Raw genomic sequence first — 15,908 nt, 5'->3', positions numbered from 1 at the left:
ATCAATGACCGGCTACCGTTAGTGCGCGGTTGCAGCGTCCGTGGCATCGGATTTTCCAGCCAGGGCTGCCGCTGCGGCCGCTTCTTCCTCCGCGGCCTGATCCCACTCGATGGGTTCCGGCGTTTGCACAAGCGCGTGCTCCAACACTTCGGAGACGTGGCTCACGGGAATGATGTCCAACCCGGCCTTCACGTTGTCCGGGATTTCCGGCAGATCCTTGGCGTTTTCCTCCGGGATGAGCACCGTCGTAATCCCCCCCCGCAACGCTGCGAGAAGTTTTTCCTTCAACCCACCAATCGGCATGGCATTGCCACGCAGCGACACCTCGCCCGTCATCGCAATGTCCTTGCGCACCGGGATCCGGCTCAGCACCGAAACAATCGAGGTCACCATTGCCAGCCCTGCACTTGGGCCGTCCTTTGGCGTCGCGCCATCCGGCACGTGCACGTGAATGTCGATCTTGTCGAACTGCGGCGGTTTCACGCCAATCTTCGGGCTGATCGACCGCACATAGCTCGATGCGGCGTCAATGGATTCCTTCATCACATCACCAAGCTTGCCGGTGGTCTTCATCCGCCCCTTGCCGGGCAGCCGCAGCGCTTCGATGCTCAGCAACTCGCCCCCAACAGAGGTATAGGCAAGCCCCGTGACCACGCCGATCTGGTCTTCTTTCTCGGCCAAACCGTAGCGGAACTTTTTAACGCCCAGGAAGTCATCAATGTTTTCATCCGTGACGATCACCGTCTCGGCTTCCTTCTTGATGATCTTGGTCAGCGATTTCCGCGCCACCTTCGCGATCTCCCGCTCAAGGTTGCGCACGCCAGCTTCCCGCGTGTAGGTGCGGATCATCTCCGTGATCGCGGAGTCCTGCAGTTCAAACTCCTTGGATTTCAGGCCGTGGTTCTTGATCTGCTTGGGCACGAGGTGCTGTTTGGCGATCTCCCGTTTTTCATCTTCGGTGTAGCCCGCGAGCGGGATAATCTCCATCCGGTCGAGCAGCGGCCCGGGCATGTTGTAGCTGTTGGAGGTGGTCAGGAACATCACGTTGCTGAGGTCATATTCGACCTCCAGATAGTGATCCACAAAAGTGGAGTTCTGTTCCGGATCAAGCACTTCCAGCATGGCACTCGCCGGGTCACCGCGGAAATCCTGCCCCATCTTGTCGATCTCGTCGAGCAGAATAAGCGGGTTCGTGGTCTTCGCCTTCTTCAGTGCCTGAATGATCTTGCCAGGCATCGAGCCAATATAGGTCCGCCGGTGCCCACGAATTTCGGATTCGTCCCGAACACCACCAAGGCTGATGCGGATGAACTCACGGCCCGTTGCCTTGGCGACCGACTTGCCAAGCGAGGTCTTCCCCACACCGGGCGGGCCCACCAGACACATGATCGGCCCCTTCAGCTTGGTAGATCGCTGCTGCACTGCGAGATATTCGACAATGCGTTCCTTGACCTTCTCAAGGCCGTAGTGATCGTCATCCAGCACCTTTTGCGCGCGGCCAAGGTCCTTTTTCACACGGGATTTCACGCCCCATGGGATCGACAGCATCCAGTCGAGGTAATTGCGCACCACGGTCGCTTCGGCGGACATCGGGCTCATATTCTTGAGCTTTTTGATCTCCGCATCGGCTTTTTCGCGCGCTTCCTTGCTGAGCTTGGTCTCGGCGATCTTGGCTTCGAGCTCGGCCACTTCGTTTTTGCCGTCCTCGCCGTCCCCAAGCTCCTGCTGGATCGCCTTCATTTGCTCGTTGAGGTAATACTCGCGCTGCGTGCGTTCCATTTGCGACTTCACGCGCGTCTTGATTTTCTTCTCGACCTGCAGCACGGACATCTCGCCCTGCATCAGGCCATAGACCTTCTCCAGCCGCTCCGAAACGCTTAAGGTTTCCAGAAGATCCTGCTTCTGATGCACTTCGATGCCAAGATGCCCCGCCACCAGATCGGCCAGCTTTGCCGGTTCCGTGGACTCGCCCACAGCGGCCAAAGCCTCTTCGGGGACATTTTTCTTGACCTTCGCATAGCGCTCAAATTCGTCCGACACCGTGCGCAATAAGGCTTCCGTAGTCGCGACGTCACCCGGCATTTCGGTCAAATACTCGGCACGCGCCTCAAAAAAGCTATCGTTTTCAAGGTATTCGGTGATGCGCACCCGCGCCTGCCCTTCCACCAGCACCTTGACGGTGCCGTCGGGCAGTTTCAGCAGCTGCAACACATTGGCCAGCACACCGGCCTTGAAAATGCCGTCGCTGTCGGGGTCATCCACGCCGGGATCAATCTGGCTGGACAGCAATATCTGTTTGTCGTCCGCCATCACTTCTTCGAGGGCGCGGACCGATTTCTCGCGTCCCACAAAAAGCGGGACGATCATATGCGGGAACACCACAATATCGCGCAACGGCAGTACTGGGTATGAGGCGTTCAGAGGCTCTTGCATGCTCTATCCTTGTTTTTGGCAAGATGGTTCTGGTCCCGCACAGGCAGCAACACTCGACCATCTCCAGGCTCGGAAGCTAAAGGTGGGGCGCACCACACCTTAATTCAACCTTACCGTCGTTTTTGTGCCTGCAGCATGGCCACTGCAAAGCGGAATCACAAGCCTTCAAATCAAGCAAACACGTCGCATATGAGGGATTAATTCACATGCAGCCGGTCTGTCAGCGAAACCGATAGGGAGGAGACCCGCGAAGAGAGAACTTTGACCTCATCTGCAATCACGGTGAACCCTTTGCCCGCATCCCCGGCACGCGCCGCTTCGATGGAGGCATTGGTGGCCACCATGTTGATGACACGCCCGATCTTGCCAATCTCCATCGCAATAGTGCTGGTCCGGTCCAGCGCATCGGCCTTCCCCTTCTCGCTCAGTTCCAGAAAGAACGTCCGAAGCGCATCGCTGAAGGCGTTGACGCCCTTGGCAACACGGGTGCAGCAGAGATCGTACATGTTGTCGAGCGGGTGAAACCCCTTGATCTCTCCCTGCGCAACGGTGCAGCGCTCAGTCATGGAAACGATTTCTTCCAGCGCCGCGACCACCTCATCGAGCATCTCGCCCAATGACTCAGGGATTTGCAGGTCATGCGCGGCCAGAAAGCATGCCCGCACGCCCCGCGCCGCATCATACCCTTCTTTCAGCTTGGTCTTGGCATCCAAAAAGTCATCTGCGGATACATTGCCGTTCTGTGCAGTGCTCATTTCCATGTGATGGATCAGGATCTGTAGCGCTGCCAGGCGTGTTGGCGCGATTTTGGTCTGGATCTGATGCAGCGTGTGGTCCAGCGATGGACCCCCTTCAACAGAGGCGGTTTTGGGTTTTGAAGACATCCGGGCAACTCCGCTACAGGTTGGTTTTCTCTACGCCCTGCGGAGTTAAGCTTGTGTTAATCCGATCTGCTTTACCGGAGAAAGAGCGCGTAGACTTCGGCTCAAATCGGCTCGATATCGCCCTGCGCGCGCCCGGCGTGAAATTCCTCCTGCCATGTGCCAAATCGCTGATCAGCGATCGCAGCGCGCATTCCTGCCATCAGATCCTGATAATAGGTCAGATTGTGCCAGGTCAGGAGCATCGAGGAGATAATCTCCTGACTGCGGAAAACGTGGTGCAGATAGGCGCGGCTATAGCTGCGGCAGGCTGGACAGCGGCAGGCCTCGTCCAGCGGGCGCGGATCATCCGCGTGGCGCGCGTTCTTGATGTTGACGACGCCGCGCCGCGTAAACACCTGCCCTGTGCGTCCGGACCTGCTGGGCAGCACGCAATCCATCATATCGATGCCGCGCGCGACTGCCCCCACGATGTCATCGGGTTTGCCAACCCCCATCAAATAGCGCGGTTTGTCCGCGGGCAATTGGTCGGCAGCGAAATCCAAACAGCCGAACATGGCCTCTTGCCCCTCGCCCACGGCCAATCCGCCCACCGCGTAGCCTTGAAAGCCGATGGCCTGTAATGCCTCCGCGCTCTCGGCCCGAAGATCCTGCTCCAGCCCGCCCTGTTGAATGCCAAAGAGCGCATGCCCCGCACGGTCCCCGAACGCCGCGCGCGAGCGCGCCGCCCACCGCATCGACAGCCGCATGCTCTCGGCAATAATCGCGCGGTCCGCCGGCAAGGCCGGGCATTCGTCGAAACACATCACGATGTCCGACCCCAACAGCCGCTGGATTTCCATCGAGCGCTCCGGCGTGATCTCGTGTTTGGACCCGTCGATATGGCTTTTGAAGGTCACGCCACGCTCGGTCAGTTTGCGCAGCGCGGCGAGGCTCATAACCTGAAAGCCGCCGGAATCCGTCAGGATCGGCCGCTCCCAGTTCATGAATTTGTGCAACCCGCCCATGCGATTAATCCGCTCCGCGGTTGGACGCAGCATCAGATGATAGGTATTGCCCAGCAGAATATCCGCACCGGTCTCGCGCACATTCTCGGGCATCATCGCCTTGACCGTCGCTGCCGTGCCCACCGGCATGAAGGCGGGTGTGCGAATATCGCCGCGCCGGGTTGAGATGACGCCGGTGCGGGCCTTGCCATCGCGGGCCTGCAGATCAAACGAAAAAGTCATGCCGCCCCTTTGGCGCAAATCCCGCAGCAATCCAAGCCCCTTGATTGCGCGCGTGTGCTACGCCACCCTATTTTCATTTTTGGCTGGGGCCATTTCGCGAAAGATCAGGACCATCTGAACCGCATTAAGGCATGGGTCAGGAATGACCGAAATACATGGTTCGGATTTCTGGGCGTCAAGCTTTTGAGTGCCGGTCTTCGCCACGCAAGATTGCAAGAGCCGAGCCTCTTCAAAGCCAACATTAACGATACGAAGTTGATATCCGAAAACCTTTAAAATGCCATCTGCGCTAGGCGGAAATAAGGAATTCGTATCTTACCGGGACATATTTCGAAGGTGCAGATATCGCCATGGTAAAGCTGAATGAATCGTATTGTGCCAAATGGTTGAGACGGGGTTGGATGACGAGACGTTTTACGAACACGGGCGTGGATGGGTGGAAGCTAACCCTGTGAGAGGGTCGTTTGACAATTGGCGGCGGGTCGCCCCAAACGAGTATAAGGATGTCGATCCAAACTCCCCGAATGCTAGGTGCCGATGGAGCATCACTCCGATGCCGATCGCAGCTTCGGAGTGAATCAACACGCTTGTGGCGACGCGTTTTTATTTTCGTAGCCATGCTAAGCCTTTTTTCAATTCTTGCATTTAAGCGTCGCAACAATCACATCTGTGACAGAATAAACAAAAAGGACCGCCGCGCGTGGACATTGAAACACTCATCCTCTCCCTGATCGAAAGCTCGTTGGTTTTCCTGCTTTTGGCCGCCCTCTTCATCGTTCTGGTGGTGAAAGCGGTCAAGATCGTGCCGCAGTCCGAAAAATACGTGATCGAACGTTTTGGCCGCCTGCGCGCGGTGCTTGGCCCGGGCATCAATCTGATCGTGCCCTTCATTGACCGCGTGGCCCATGAGATTTCCATTCTGGAGCGGCAGTTGCCCAACGCCAGCCAGGACGCAATCACCAAGGATAACGTGCTGGTGCAGGTTGAAACATCGGTGTTCTACCGCATCACCGAGCCCGAAAAGACCGTCTACCGGATCCGCGATGTCGATGCAGCGATTGCCACGACGGTAGCGGGGATCGTGCGGGCCGAGATCGGCAAGATGGACCTGGACGATGTGCAGGCCAACCGGTCGCATCTGATCACAACCATCAAGGCACTGGTTGAGGATGCGGTAGACGATTGGGGGATCGAGGTCACTCGCGCTGAAATCCTGGACGTGAACCTTGATCAGGCCACCCGCGACGCCATGCTGCAACAGTTGAACGCCGAGCGCGCCCGCCGGGCCCAGGTGACCGAAGCCGAAGGTTCAAAACGCGCCGTGGAACTGGCCGCTGACGCAGAGCTCTATGCCTCGGAACAAACCGCCAAGGCGCGGCGCATTCTGGCAGACGCCGAAGCCTACGCCACCCAGGTTGTTGCAACCGCGATCAACGAAAATGGGCTTGAGGCCGCGCAATATCAGATTGCCCTGAAACAGGTGGACGCGTTGAATGCGCTTGGATCTGGCGAAGGCAAACAAACCATCGTGGTGCCCGCGCAGGCCATCGAAGCCTTCGGTGATGCCTTCAAGCTGCTCAAAGGACGCGGCGCGTGACCGATCTGCTCGACCTCTGGTGGGTTTGGATGGCCGCAGCGCTGGCGCTTGCCGTGATCGAGGTCATGGTGCCCGGCTTCATTTTTCTCGGATTTGCGCTGGGAGCGCTCGCAATGGTGGCTGTGGTCTTGGCCGCGCCCGGCTTCAGCGCCGCCGCGCTGCTCGCCACTTTCGCGGGCCTGTCGCTGGTTGCCTGGATTTTGTTGCGCATCGCCTTTCGCAAGCAATCCACCGGCGCCCGGATCGTGCATGATGACATCAACGACACCTGATCTTCTTCTGGCCTGAAATATCCCCGCCGGAGGCAAAAACGGGCGCAGACCTTTGCCTGAGCCAAACAAAAGTCACCGCGCGCAGATTTCCCCAATTGGTTGAGGTCACAAGATGCACCTGTTACCCCTTTTCAAAATGAAAAAGGGGACCGGGATGGAGAAGCTGACATTCGGCTGGGAAGAATGGGTGGCGCTGCCCGATCTGGGCCTGCCTGCGATCAAGGCAAAGGTGGACACCGGCGCCCGCACCTCCGCCCTGCACGCGCATGACATCGAGGTGTTCGGACCCGCCAAACACCCCAAAGTCCGCTTTAACGTGCACCCCATATCCGGGCGTCAGGATGTGGCCATCACCTGCTCCGCCCCGCTGGTGGACCGCCGCGAGGTGACCTCCTCCAATGGCGAGACGGAACAGCGCTTTGTGATCGCCTCCACCCTCGCGGTCGGAGAGCAAAGCTGGCCCATTGAAATCACCCTCACCAACCGCGGTTCGATGTCGTCGCGTATGCTGCTGGGGCGACAGGCGCTCAGCGACCATATCTCCATCTCGCCGACCGAGAAACGCCTGCAACCGGATCTCAGCTACGATGTCTATCACACCTCCGCGCTGAAAAGCCGCGCACCGAAACGCGCCCTGCGGATCGCCGTGCTGAGCCGCGAAGACAACTACTCCACCCGCCGCCTCGTCGAGGTTGGCGAGGCGCGCGGCCATACCGTCGAGGCCATCAACACCACCCGGTGCTATATGGCGATCAACACCATGGCGCCCGAAGTCCACTATGACGGCAAACGCCTCCCCCGCTATGACGCGGTGATCCCGCGGATCGGTGCCTCGATCACGCCCTATGGCACCGCAGTGATCCGGCAGTTTGAAACCATCGGCACCTATTGCGTGAACGGTTCTGCCGGGATCACCGCATCCCGCGACAAGCTACACGCGCATCAGGTCCTGGCCTCGAAAAAAATCGGCATGCCGACGACGGCCTTTGCCGCCTCCCCCAAGGACACCTCCAACCTCATGGGGTTGGTGGGCACCGCGCCGCTGATCGTGAAACTGCTGGAATCCACCCAAGGCAAGGGAGTTGTGCTGGCCGAAACCAAAAAAGCCGCTGAATCCGTGATCGACGCCTTTCGCGGGCTGAAGGCCAATTTTCTGGTGCAGGATTTTGTGAAGGAAGCGGCGGGCGAAGACATCCGCTGTCTGGTGATCGCGGGCAAGGTGGTGGCGGCCATGAAACGCACCGGTGCAGAAGGCGACTTTCGCTCCAACCTGCACCGCGGCGGCTCGGCAAAGGTCGTGCGCATCACCAAAGCTGAGCGCGAAACAGCTGTGCGCGCCGCCCGCGCCTTTGGCCTCGGTAAAGCGGGTGTAGATCTCTTGCGCTCCGAGGCGGGACCAAAAGTGCTGGAGGTGAATTCCTCGCCCGGCTTCGAGGGCATCGAGAACGCAACGGGCAAGGACATCGTCGGCAAACTTTACGATGAAATCGAAACCCGTGTGCGTCCGCAACCCGCCCGTAAACGCCGCAGCTAAACCGACCTCCAGCCCTGCTATGACAAAGAACCGCCCGCCAAACCCATGAGCTTTCCGCACTGGTCATGTTACCCACCCACTCCACAGGCAACATGGCTCATTGATCGAACTGCCAATGTCACGTTTCATCTACAAAACCCTCACGTCTGAGCATGCCGAAGCATGGCGGGAGCTGCGGCTGGAAGGCGCGCGCGATTTCCCATTGGGATTTCTGACCACATTTGACGAGACGGAAGCGATCGACCTTGATCGCTGTCGTGAAATCCTGGGCTACCATGGGATGAGGGGTGTTTTCGCGGGTGAGGCACTTGTCGGGTTCTGCGGTTATCGCCCTCAGCAGCTGGAACGGATCCGCCATCGCGGTGAAATCGGGCCGTTTTTTGTTACCCGAAGCCGACAGGGATCAGGTGCCGCAAAGACCATGATGGCAGGTGTCATCGCCGAGGCAAAAGGCAATGGGCTCGCGCAGCTTGAACTCTTTGTGGATACCGAAAACCTGCGCGCCCGGGCCTTCTACGAAGGACAGGGTTTCGAACATGTTGCCACCTTTTCCGACAACCTCAGGATCGACGGAAAACCTCGAAACAGCGCCTTCATGACGCTGCGGCTCTAGTATTTGCCGTCAAGAGAAACGCTCAGGCGCGCGCCGCGGCTGTTGAAATACCCGTTGCGGAGCAGCCAATAAAGCGGCGGTCCTTTTGAGGGCCGCCGCTGCGAACCTCACCGACCGTTGTGATGCACTTCCTGCAAGCCATAGACCGGCGTGTCGATGCCTTCGTACCGCGCTTTGATCTGCAGCGACAGGAACTGCGAATAGTGCCGGGACTGGTGCAGATTGCCGCCGTGGAACCACAGCGCGTCAACCTGCGTCGGCTTCCACATATTCCGCTGCTCGCCCTCCCAGGGCCCGGGATCTTTCGGCGTATCGGAGCCCAGCCCCCAGACTTTGCCGACTTTATCCGCGGTATCCTGATCGATGATATCGGCCACCCAGCCGTTCATCGACCCGTAACCCGTGGCGTAGACAATCACATCCGCCTTCAGCTTGGTGCCATTGTCCAGGACCACCCCATCCTCGACCACTTCCGTGACCTGTCCGTGCGCCAGTTTGATCTTGCCATCGATCACCAGCTGGCTCGCGCCCACGTCGATGTAATACCCCGACCCGCGCCGCAGATATTTCATGAAGAGACCGGAATTGTCCGCGCCCCAATCGAGCTGGAAACCGGCTTTCTCAAGCCCGGCGTAGAACTCCGCGTCCACTTCCTTGATCTTGTCATAAACCGGGATCTGGAATTCATGCAGGATCCTGTAGGGCAGCGAGGCAAAGATCAGATCGGCCTTGTGATGCGTCATCCCGGCCTCGACCGCGCGCTCGGAATAAAGATCGCCCAACCCGATTTCCATGAGCGGCTCGGAGCGCACGATATGGGTCGACGACCGCTGCACCATCGTCACGTCCACATCAGCCTCCCAAAGGGCGGCACAAATGTCATGGGCGGAGTTGTTTGACCCAATGACCACCGCCTTTTTCCCGGCATATCCATCCGGACCCGGATGCGCGCTGGAATGATGTTGATCGCCTTTGAAACTGTCCATGCCCGGCAGCTCAGGCATATTGGCCTTGCCCGACATGCCGGTGGCAAAGATCAGTTGCTTTGGTTTCAGCACAACCTCTTCGCCATCACGGTCGACGGTCACGACCCATTCCTTGGTCGCGGCGTGGTATTTTGCGTTCTGAACCGTAGAGCGGGTCCAGTAGTTCAGCTCCATGATCTTGGTATACATCTCCAGCCAGTCGCCGATCTTGTCCTTGGGGGCAAAAACCGGCCAATTCGGCGGGAATGGCAGATAGGGCAGATGGTCATACCAGACCGGATCATGCAGGCAGAGAGATTTATAGCGGTTGCGCCAGCTGTCACCGGGCCGGTCGTTTTTCTCCACGATGATCGTGGGCACACCCAATTGCCGCAACCGCGCACCCAGCGCGATGCCGCCCTGCCCGCCGCCGATGATCACAGTATAGGGTTGCGTCTTGTAGCCCAGCTCCGCGCGTTCTTTTTCAAGCTCTTCGGCCCAAGTCAGCCGGTGTTTGCCCGCCCCATGTTTGGCCCCCAATGGACGTTCGTAGCCCAGCGGTTCCTCATGCCCTTTCAACTCGACCATGGTCGTCAAAAGGGTCCAGATCAGCCCGTCCTTGAGCCGGACCAGCCCATATCCACGTGCTACGGCGGTCTCGAAACTGATCCAGGCGGTGATGATTCCGCCGTCTTCCGTCGCCATTTCGCCCTCGGCAACGCGCCAGGCTGTGGGTTTGGTGGCAGAGAGCTGCGCATCCAGCATGTCGCGCACCTGATCCTGGCCTTCCATCGTTTTGATATTCCATGTGAATGTGACCAGATCGCGCCAATAGCAATCGGTCTGAAACAGCGCTGCGGCGGCATCAATGTCACCCGCTTCCAGCGCTGCCCCAAATCTATCCAGAAAATCCGTTACCTGGTCGTTGGTCGTTGTATCCAGCATGCATCTACCTCCCGTCAGACGAGAAGAAGTGTGGCAGAACCTGTTCTCTCAGGCGAGGCATACTTTTGTACCCGGTGGTGCCCGCCGGGGCATAGGCGAAGAGCAATCACCCTCCAGACCCCTTTACGCCCCCGTCGAAATTCCTATATAAAACGCTAAGGAATAAGAGAGGCCCTCGATGAACAATGCACCCGAACCGCTCGAAGGCGCACCTCTGATTGCGCCCTCCTCAACAGACCATCCGCTCTATGAGCAGATCGTCGAAGCGTGCCGGAGCGTGTATGACCCGGAAATCCCGGTCAATATCTACGAGCTGGGCCTGATCTATACCATTGATATCAATGATGAAAGCGAAGTGGCCATCAAGATGTCGCTGACCGCGCCCGGGTGCCCCGTGGCGGGGGAAATGCCCGGCTGGGTGGCCGACGCGGTAGAGCCGATTGCCGGCGTCAAACACGTCAATGTCGAGCTGGTCTGGGAGCCGCCCTGGGGCATGGATATGATGTCTGACGAGGCGCGGCTCGAACTGGGCTTTATGTAAGCCCCCCAATGACAACCGAAAAACAGAAAATGATCGCGGGCGAGATGTATTTGCCCGGGGATGCAGAACTTGTGCGGGATCGCGCCCGCAGTCAAACCCTGCAGCGCCAGTATAATGCGACCATTGTGTCGGACGTCGAAGAGCGCAAAACCATTCTGGATCAATGGCTTGGAAGCCGCGGCTCAAGTTGCGCACTGCGCACCCCCTTTTATACCGATTATGGCTATAACATCCATCTCGGCGCAGATGTCTTTTTCAACTACGGTTGTGTATTGCTGGACGTCTGTACCATTCGCATCGGCGACAAAACCCAGATTGGACCACTGGTACAAATCCTCACCGCAGATCATCCGCGCGCGCCGCATCAACGGGATGCCGGGTTGGAGTTTGGCCAACCCATTGAAATCGGACGGAATGTCTGGATTGGCGGCGGCGCAATCATCCTGCCGGGGGTGACGGTGGGCGACGATGCGGTCATCGGCGCCGGTGCCGTGGTCACCCGGAGTGTTTCAGCCGGGGTGACGGTCGCAGGAAATCCCGCGCGCCCGCTTGTCCCGCGCGCTCAGACTGCTTAGATTGGCGTCAAAGGAGAGGTTCCATGTTTGGTATTCCCGGCAAGCAAGCCGTCACACTGACCCCCAAGGCCGCCGCACAGGTTTCCAAACTCATGACCTCAGCGGGTCATGCGGGTCTGCGCATCGGCGTCAAGAAAGGCGGTTGTGCGGGCATGGAGTACACCATGGAATATGTCGAGGAAACCGATCCCAACGACGAGATCGTGGAACAGGACGGCGCGCGCGTGATGATCGCCCCAATGGCGCAGATGTTCCTCTTCGGCACCGAGATCGACTATGAAACCTCCCTGCTGGAAAGCGGCTTCAAGTTCCGCAATCCAAATGTCACCGAGGCCTGCGGTTGCGGTGAATCGATCAAATTCGGCTGACCTCTCAGGGTTTTTTCAAATGCACATAGGTTTCGGCAAAGCGCCGCGATAGGTGATCGCCCGCCAGCATGGTCTTGCCTGATCCGCGCGGCGCGATGTTGGTGTCATGGGACGGGTTGAAAAACAACGGGATGGAGATGCGTTCAAGGTCGGTCCCGATCACCCGGTGCGGCGTGGCGCGTACCAGACCATCCGTCCAGATCTCCATCATCTCGCCGAAATTGATCACAAACTCGCCCGGTGGGGCTGATACCGGGATCCACCCACCGCCCCGCTTGCGCACCTCCAACCCCGGCCCGCCATCCGTGGCCAGCAGGGTCAGACAGCCATAATCGGTATGCGTGGCGATGCCGAAATCCCGCGCCGTCGCCCAGGCCGGCCGGGCCGGATAGTAGTTCCCCCGCAACAGCGCCATCGGTGTCTCAAACGCCTCGTCGAAGTAATCATCAGGCGCGTCAATTGCCCGGGCGATCCCGTGCAGAACATCCATCGCAACGCCGCGCGCCTGATCATAGTAACGCTCGATCTCGCGCCGGAACGCAGGCAGCGACGCGGGCCACTGGTTGGGCGCATAGACCGGCAAGACACCGCGCGGGTCATCCGCTGGCAGCGTGAAGCCGCTGTCAAAGAACTGTTTGTAGTCGGGGTTGGCCGCCGGATCGACCTGTTCGGAACCAGACGCCCCCCACCCGCGATTTGCCCCGGTGCGGGCCATGTCGATGGTGGCTTTTTCCGCCTCCGGCAAGAGGAAAAACGCCCGGTACTGCGCCAGTACATCCTGCATCCTTACCGGTGTCAGATCGGTGTTGAAAACGGTGAAAAACCCGATGCCCGTCGCCGCCGCGCGCAGTTGCGCCATGGTGTCGGCGTCACCTTCTACCATCAATCGGGCGTCCAACCTGGGGATCATCATGCGTCTCCGAAACCTGTCAGCCTGCCCCTGCCACAGGAACAACTGCGGCGCAAGCAGCGCTGGTCGATTGCCGCGACAGGATCAGGCTGTTACCAAAGGGGAAACATCAGGGCAGGAGAGTTTCATGCGGCAGAAAATGGCAGCGGGCAATTGGAAGATGAATGGCACGCAGGCAGGCCTGAGCGTGCTTGACGGGCTCATAGCGAGCCATGCAGAGAGCCCCTGCGACATCGTAATCTGCCCGCCGCACCCGCTGCTGATCCCCGCAAGCACGCGCTGCGCGGGCGGGCCCGTCGCCATCGGCGCACAGGATTGCCACGCAGAGGCCAAGGGGGCTTTCACCGGGGACGTCAGCGCAGGCATGATCGCGGACACAGGCGCGGGCTATGTGATTGTCGGACATTCCGAGCGCCGGGAAGCCTACGGTGATACGGATGCACAGGTGCAGGCCAAAGCCGTGGCGGCCCAGTCAAACGGGCTCATCGCCATCGTCTGCCTCGGCGAAAGCCTGTCGCAACGTGAGGCTGGCGAAGCTCTGCCCGTGATCACCGCGCAACTGGCTGGGTCGGTGCCGGACGCCAGCACCGCCGCCACGCTGGTGGTCGCTTATGAACCGATCTGGGCCATCGGCACCGGCAAGATCCCCACGCTGGCGCAGATCGCCGAGGTCCATGCAAAACTCCGGGCCGAACTGGTCGCGCGCTTCGGCGCAGAGACCGGTGAGGCGATCCGCCTGCTCTACGGCGGATCGGTCAAACCCGATAATGCCGCCGACATCTTTGCGACCGCAAATGTCGATGGCGCGCTTGTCGGGGGTGCGAGCCTGAAAGCCGAAGACTTTTCGCCGATCATCCACGCGCTTGAAAAGAGCTGACCCCCCGCTTCTTCTGGCCAAAAATATCCCGGGGGGCGAGGTCCGGTCCGCGCGAGCGGCGGACTGTCCCGCGGACAGTCAGAGGGCCAAACGGGGCGGAGCCCCTATTTCACGATAATCTCCGGCCCCATCACCAGCGTTGGCAACCAGGTACTGATGATCGGGATGTAGGTCACCATGATCAGGAAGACAAAGAGCACTGCAGTAAAGGGCAGCGCCGCCTTGACCACGGCCCACATCGGCATGTTGGCCACGCCCGAGGTCACGAAGAGGTTGAGACCCACCGGCGGCGTGATCATCCCGATCTCCATGTTCACCACCATGATGATGCCGAGGTGAATGGGATCAATCCCCAATTCGATTGCGATGGGAAAGACCAAGGGCGCAACGATCACCAACAGCCCGGATGGCTCCATGAATTGCCCGCCGATCAGCAGGATCACGTTCACGATGACCAGAAAGACGATGGGTCCGAACCCGGCATCCAGCATTGCCGCGGCAATCTGCTGCGGGATCTGCTCGTCGGTCAGCACGTGTTTCAGGATCAGCGCGTTGGCGATGATGAACATCAGTGTGACAGTCAGCTTGCCCGCCTCGAAAAGGGTGTTCTTGGTGTCGCGGTGGAAGAATGCCGTGACCAGCGCGATGGGCTTCTGCATCAGCGACAGGTTGCGGGTCTCGTCGCCTTTGACATGCAGCGGCCCCATGTCGCGGTAAACGAAGCTTGCAATGAAGAACGCATAGACCGCCGCCACCGCTGCCGCCTCCGTCGGGGTGAAAATCCCGCCGTAGATGCCGCCCAGAATGATCACGATCAGGAACAGACCCCATCCCGCCTCGCGTCCGGAGGCAAAGACCTCGCCCCATCCCCGCCACTCACCTTTTGGCAGGTCGCGAATTTTGGCGATGATGTAGATGGTCACCATCAGCATGGACCCCGCCATCAGGCCCGGAATGACACCGGCCAGGAACATCCGGCCCACGGAAACATCCGTGGCCGAAGCATAGACCACCATCACAATGGACGGCGGGATCAGAATGCCCAGCGTGCCGGCGTTGGCGATCACACCAGCGGCAAAATCCTTGGTATAGCCGACCTGCCGCATCCCGGCGATGACGATGGAACCGATGGCCACCACCGTGGCAGGCGAAGACCCCGAAAGCGCCGCAAAGAGCATACAGGCAAAGACACCCGCAATGGCCAGCCCGCCCGGCAAATGCCCGACCAGGGCGATGGAAAACCGGATGATCCGCTTGGCCACGCCGCCCGTCGACATGAAGCTCGACGCCAGAATGAAGAACGGGATCGCCAGCAGCGTGTAATGCCCCGCCATCGCCTGAAACAGCGTCTGCGCAATCGACGCCAGTGACGTATCGCTCAGCACCAGCAGGAAGACGATCGAGGACATGCCGAGGCTCACAGCGATCGGCACGCCGACCAGCATCAGGCCAACGACCATGGCAAAAAGAATAGCGACTTCCATGGGTTATTTCCCCGCGTTCATATGTTTGACGGCTTCGACCTCGTCTTCGGCCTCATGGCTGACGATCAGGCTGGTAGCCTCTCCGCGCAGCAGGCGCAGCGTGGCCTGAAGGAAGCGGAAGAGCAGCAGCCCCATGCCGAAAGGCAGCATGGCATAGGGGATAAACCGCGGAATTTTCTCGTATTCTTCGTTTTCATTGAAAATCGGCTCGATCCAGCGGAGCCATTCGGGCATCGGCATGTCGACAACCTCATACCACGCCTGATCCCGGCTGTTTTCGAACCCGGTGGGGAACCAACGCCCCGAGGTCGCATCGAACCCGGCAAAGGGGGCCCAGTAGTCCCAGGCGCCTTTGAACACCAGCGCCGCATAGACCACGCAAACCGCCGCAGCAAACAGCGCCAGGGTGCGCCGGATGGGCGGGGAAAAGAGGTTGATGACCGCATCCACCCCAAGATGCGCGGTAACCTTGACGCAGTAGCTCACCCCAAAGAGCACCAGCCAGGCAAACAGGAACGTGACCGCCTCCAGCCCCCAGATGATGCCGGTATTGAACCCGTAGCGCAGCACCACATTGATGAATGTCAGGATGGTCATCAGTCCAAGGATCAGGGCAATCGCCGTTTCCTCGATTTCGTTGACGATCCGACCTAGGATCGTTTCCGCCTCATAGGAATGCGACAT

15 protein-coding genes are annotated in these 15,908 nt (G+C 59.4%); 8 read left to right on the top strand and 7 right to left on the bottom strand.

What is annotated here, in order from left to right; translation table 11 throughout:
- Positions 1 to 18: 18 nt before the first annotated feature.
- From lon to tgt, 3 genes are all read right to left on the bottom strand, one after another.
- Complete coding sequence (gene lon, locus Q1A63_RS20725; RefSeq protein ID WP_298976043.1) at positions 19 to 2,433, bottom strand: endopeptidase La; 2,415 nt, start codon at positions 2,431 to 2,433, stop codon at positions 19 to 21.
- Positions 2,434 to 2,630: 197 nt separating this feature from the next.
- On the bottom strand, positions 2,631 to 3,317 hold the full coding sequence (locus tag Q1A63_RS20720; RefSeq protein ID WP_298976045.1) for a methyl-accepting chemotaxis protein: 687 nt from the start codon (positions 3,315 to 3,317) through the stop codon (positions 2,631 to 2,633).
- A gap of 101 nt (positions 3,318 to 3,418) precedes the next feature.
- Positions 3,419 to 4,543 carry a tRNA guanosine(34) transglycosylase Tgt gene (gene tgt, locus Q1A63_RS20715; RefSeq protein WP_298976046.1) on the bottom strand — a complete coding sequence of 375 codons (1,125 nt, stop codon included), beginning with the start codon at positions 4,541 to 4,543 and terminating at the stop codon, positions 3,419 to 3,421.
- Between the two features lie 700 nt (positions 4,544 to 5,243).
- Between tgt and Q1A63_RS20710 the strand changes: the two genes are divergently transcribed.
- The 4 genes from Q1A63_RS20710 to Q1A63_RS20695 all read left to right on the top strand — a co-directional run bounded on the left by Q1A63_RS20710 (position 5,244) and on the right by Q1A63_RS20695 (position 8,559).
- Positions 5,244 to 6,140: an SPFH domain-containing protein gene (locus Q1A63_RS20710; protein ID WP_298976048.1), complete on the top strand. Its 897-nt coding sequence runs from the start codon at positions 5,244 to 5,246 to the stop codon at positions 6,138 to 6,140.
- Positions 6,137 to 6,412 (top strand): hypothetical protein, encoded by a 276-nt coding sequence (locus tag Q1A63_RS20705; protein WP_298976049.1) that lies wholly within the window; start codon positions 6,137 to 6,139, stop codon positions 6,410 to 6,412. Before Q1A63_RS20710 ends, Q1A63_RS20705 begins: the two co-directional genes overlap by 4 nt.
- 154 nt (positions 6,413 to 6,566) lie before the next feature.
- Positions 6,567 to 7,946, top strand: coding sequence for a 30S ribosomal protein S6--L-glutamate ligase (gene rimK, locus Q1A63_RS20700; RefSeq protein ID WP_298976050.1), 1,380 nt, complete (start codon positions 6,567 to 6,569; stop codon positions 7,944 to 7,946).
- 115 nt (positions 7,947 to 8,061) lie between these two features.
- Positions 8,062 to 8,559, top strand: coding sequence for a GNAT family N-acetyltransferase (locus Q1A63_RS20695; protein WP_298976052.1), 498 nt, complete (start codon positions 8,062 to 8,064; stop codon positions 8,557 to 8,559).
- 107 nt (positions 8,560 to 8,666) lie between these two features.
- Here the strand turns inward: Q1A63_RS20695 and Q1A63_RS20690 are convergent, their stop codons facing one another.
- Positions 8,667 to 10,469: an NAD(P)/FAD-dependent oxidoreductase gene (locus Q1A63_RS20690; protein WP_299632426.1), complete on the bottom strand. Its 1,803-nt coding sequence runs from the start codon at positions 10,467 to 10,469 to the stop codon at positions 8,667 to 8,669.
- A 178-nt stretch (positions 10,470 to 10,647) separates the two neighbouring features.
- On the opposite strand from Q1A63_RS20690, the gene Q1A63_RS20685 reads away from it, so the two are divergent.
- From Q1A63_RS20685 to Q1A63_RS20675, 3 genes are read left to right on the top strand one after another with little or no spacing between them, the layout of a single operon-like run.
- Positions 10,648 to 11,010, top strand: a complete 363-nt coding sequence (locus tag Q1A63_RS20685) for an SUF system Fe-S cluster assembly protein (protein WP_298976054.1) — start codon at positions 10,648 to 10,650, stop codon at positions 11,008 to 11,010.
- A gap of 8 nt (positions 11,011 to 11,018) precedes the next feature.
- Positions 11,019 to 11,585, top strand: a complete 567-nt coding sequence (locus Q1A63_RS20680; protein WP_299632425.1) for a sugar O-acetyltransferase — start codon at positions 11,019 to 11,021, stop codon at positions 11,583 to 11,585.
- Between the two features lie 23 nt (positions 11,586 to 11,608).
- Entirely contained in the window at positions 11,609 to 11,953 is a 345-nt protein-coding gene (locus tag Q1A63_RS20675) for an iron-sulfur cluster assembly accessory protein (RefSeq protein ID WP_298976056.1), read from the top strand.
- Positions 11,954 to 11,957: 4 nt separating this feature from the next.
- On the opposite strand, the gene Q1A63_RS20670 is transcribed toward Q1A63_RS20675, so the two are convergent.
- Entirely contained in the window at positions 11,958 to 12,863 is a 906-nt protein-coding gene (locus Q1A63_RS20670) for a 2-oxoglutarate and iron-dependent oxygenase domain-containing protein (protein ID WP_298976057.1), read from the bottom strand.
- A gap of 127 nt (positions 12,864 to 12,990) precedes the next feature.
- On the opposite strand from Q1A63_RS20670, the gene tpiA reads away from it, so the two are divergent.
- The gene (tpiA, locus tag Q1A63_RS20665; RefSeq protein ID WP_298976058.1) at positions 12,991 to 13,740 is read left to right on the top strand and encodes a triose-phosphate isomerase; all 750 of its coding nucleotides are present in this window, start codon (positions 12,991 to 12,993) and stop codon (positions 13,738 to 13,740) included.
- A 104-nt stretch (positions 13,741 to 13,844) separates the two neighbouring features.
- Here the strand turns inward: tpiA and Q1A63_RS20660 are convergent, their stop codons facing one another.
- Positions 13,845 to 15,224: a TRAP transporter large permease gene (locus Q1A63_RS20660; RefSeq protein WP_298976059.1), complete on the bottom strand. Its 1,380-nt coding sequence runs from the start codon at positions 15,222 to 15,224 to the stop codon at positions 13,845 to 13,847.
- Positions 15,225 to 15,227: 3 nt separating this feature from the next.
- The gene (locus Q1A63_RS20655) at positions 15,228 to 15,908 is read right to left on the bottom strand and encodes a TRAP transporter small permease (RefSeq protein ID WP_298976060.1); all 681 of its coding nucleotides are present in this window, start codon (positions 15,906 to 15,908) and stop codon (positions 15,228 to 15,230) included.

The sequence above is a fragment of the uncultured Roseobacter sp. genome (assembly GCF_947499265.1).
Lineage (GTDB): Bacteria > Pseudomonadota > Alphaproteobacteria > Rhodobacterales > Rhodobacteraceae > Roseobacter.
Note: the sequence above shows the minus strand (reverse complement) of the source record. Positions and strands in the feature narration are given on the sequence as shown.

Coding starts and splice junctions, on each gene's coding strand:
- lon (WP_298976043.1), bottom strand. CDS start 2,433: ATGCAAGAGCCTCTGAACGCCTCATACCCAGTACTGCCGTTGCGCGAT.
- Q1A63_RS20720 (WP_298976045.1), bottom strand. CDS start 3,317: ATGTCTTCAAAACCCAAAACCGCCTCTGTTGAAGGGGGTCCATCGCTG.
- tgt (WP_298976046.1), bottom strand. CDS start 4,543: ATGACTTTTTCGTTTGATCTGCAGGCCCGCGATGGCAAGGCCCGCACC.
- rimK (WP_298976050.1), top strand. CDS start 6,567: ATGGAGAAGCTGACATTCGGCTGGGAAGAATGGGTGGCGCTGCCCGAT.
- Q1A63_RS20695 (WP_298976052.1), top strand. CDS start 8,062: ATGTCACGTTTCATCTACAAAACCCTCACGTCTGAGCATGCCGAAGCA.
- Q1A63_RS20690 (WP_299632426.1), bottom strand. CDS start 10,469: ATGCTGGATACAACGACCAACGACCAGGTAACGGATTTTCTGGATAGA.
- Q1A63_RS20685 (WP_298976054.1), top strand. CDS start 10,648: ATGAACAATGCACCCGAACCGCTCGAAGGCGCACCTCTGATTGCGCCC.
- Q1A63_RS20680 (WP_299632425.1), top strand. CDS start 11,019: ATGACAACCGAAAAACAGAAAATGATCGCGGGCGAGATGTATTTGCCC.
- Q1A63_RS20675 (WP_298976056.1), top strand. CDS start 11,609: ATGTTTGGTATTCCCGGCAAGCAAGCCGTCACACTGACCCCCAAGGCC.
- Q1A63_RS20670 (WP_298976057.1), bottom strand. CDS start 12,863: ATGATCCCCAGGTTGGACGCCCGATTGATGGTAGAAGGTGACGCCGAC.
- tpiA (WP_298976058.1), top strand. CDS start 12,991: ATGCGGCAGAAAATGGCAGCGGGCAATTGGAAGATGAATGGCACGCAG.
- Q1A63_RS20660 (WP_298976059.1), bottom strand. CDS start 15,224: ATGGAAGTCGCTATTCTTTTTGCCATGGTCGTTGGCCTGATGCTGGTC.
- Q1A63_RS20655 (WP_298976060.1), bottom strand. CDS start 15,908: ATGTCGCATTCCTATGAGGCGGAAACGATCCTAGGTCGGATCGTCAAC.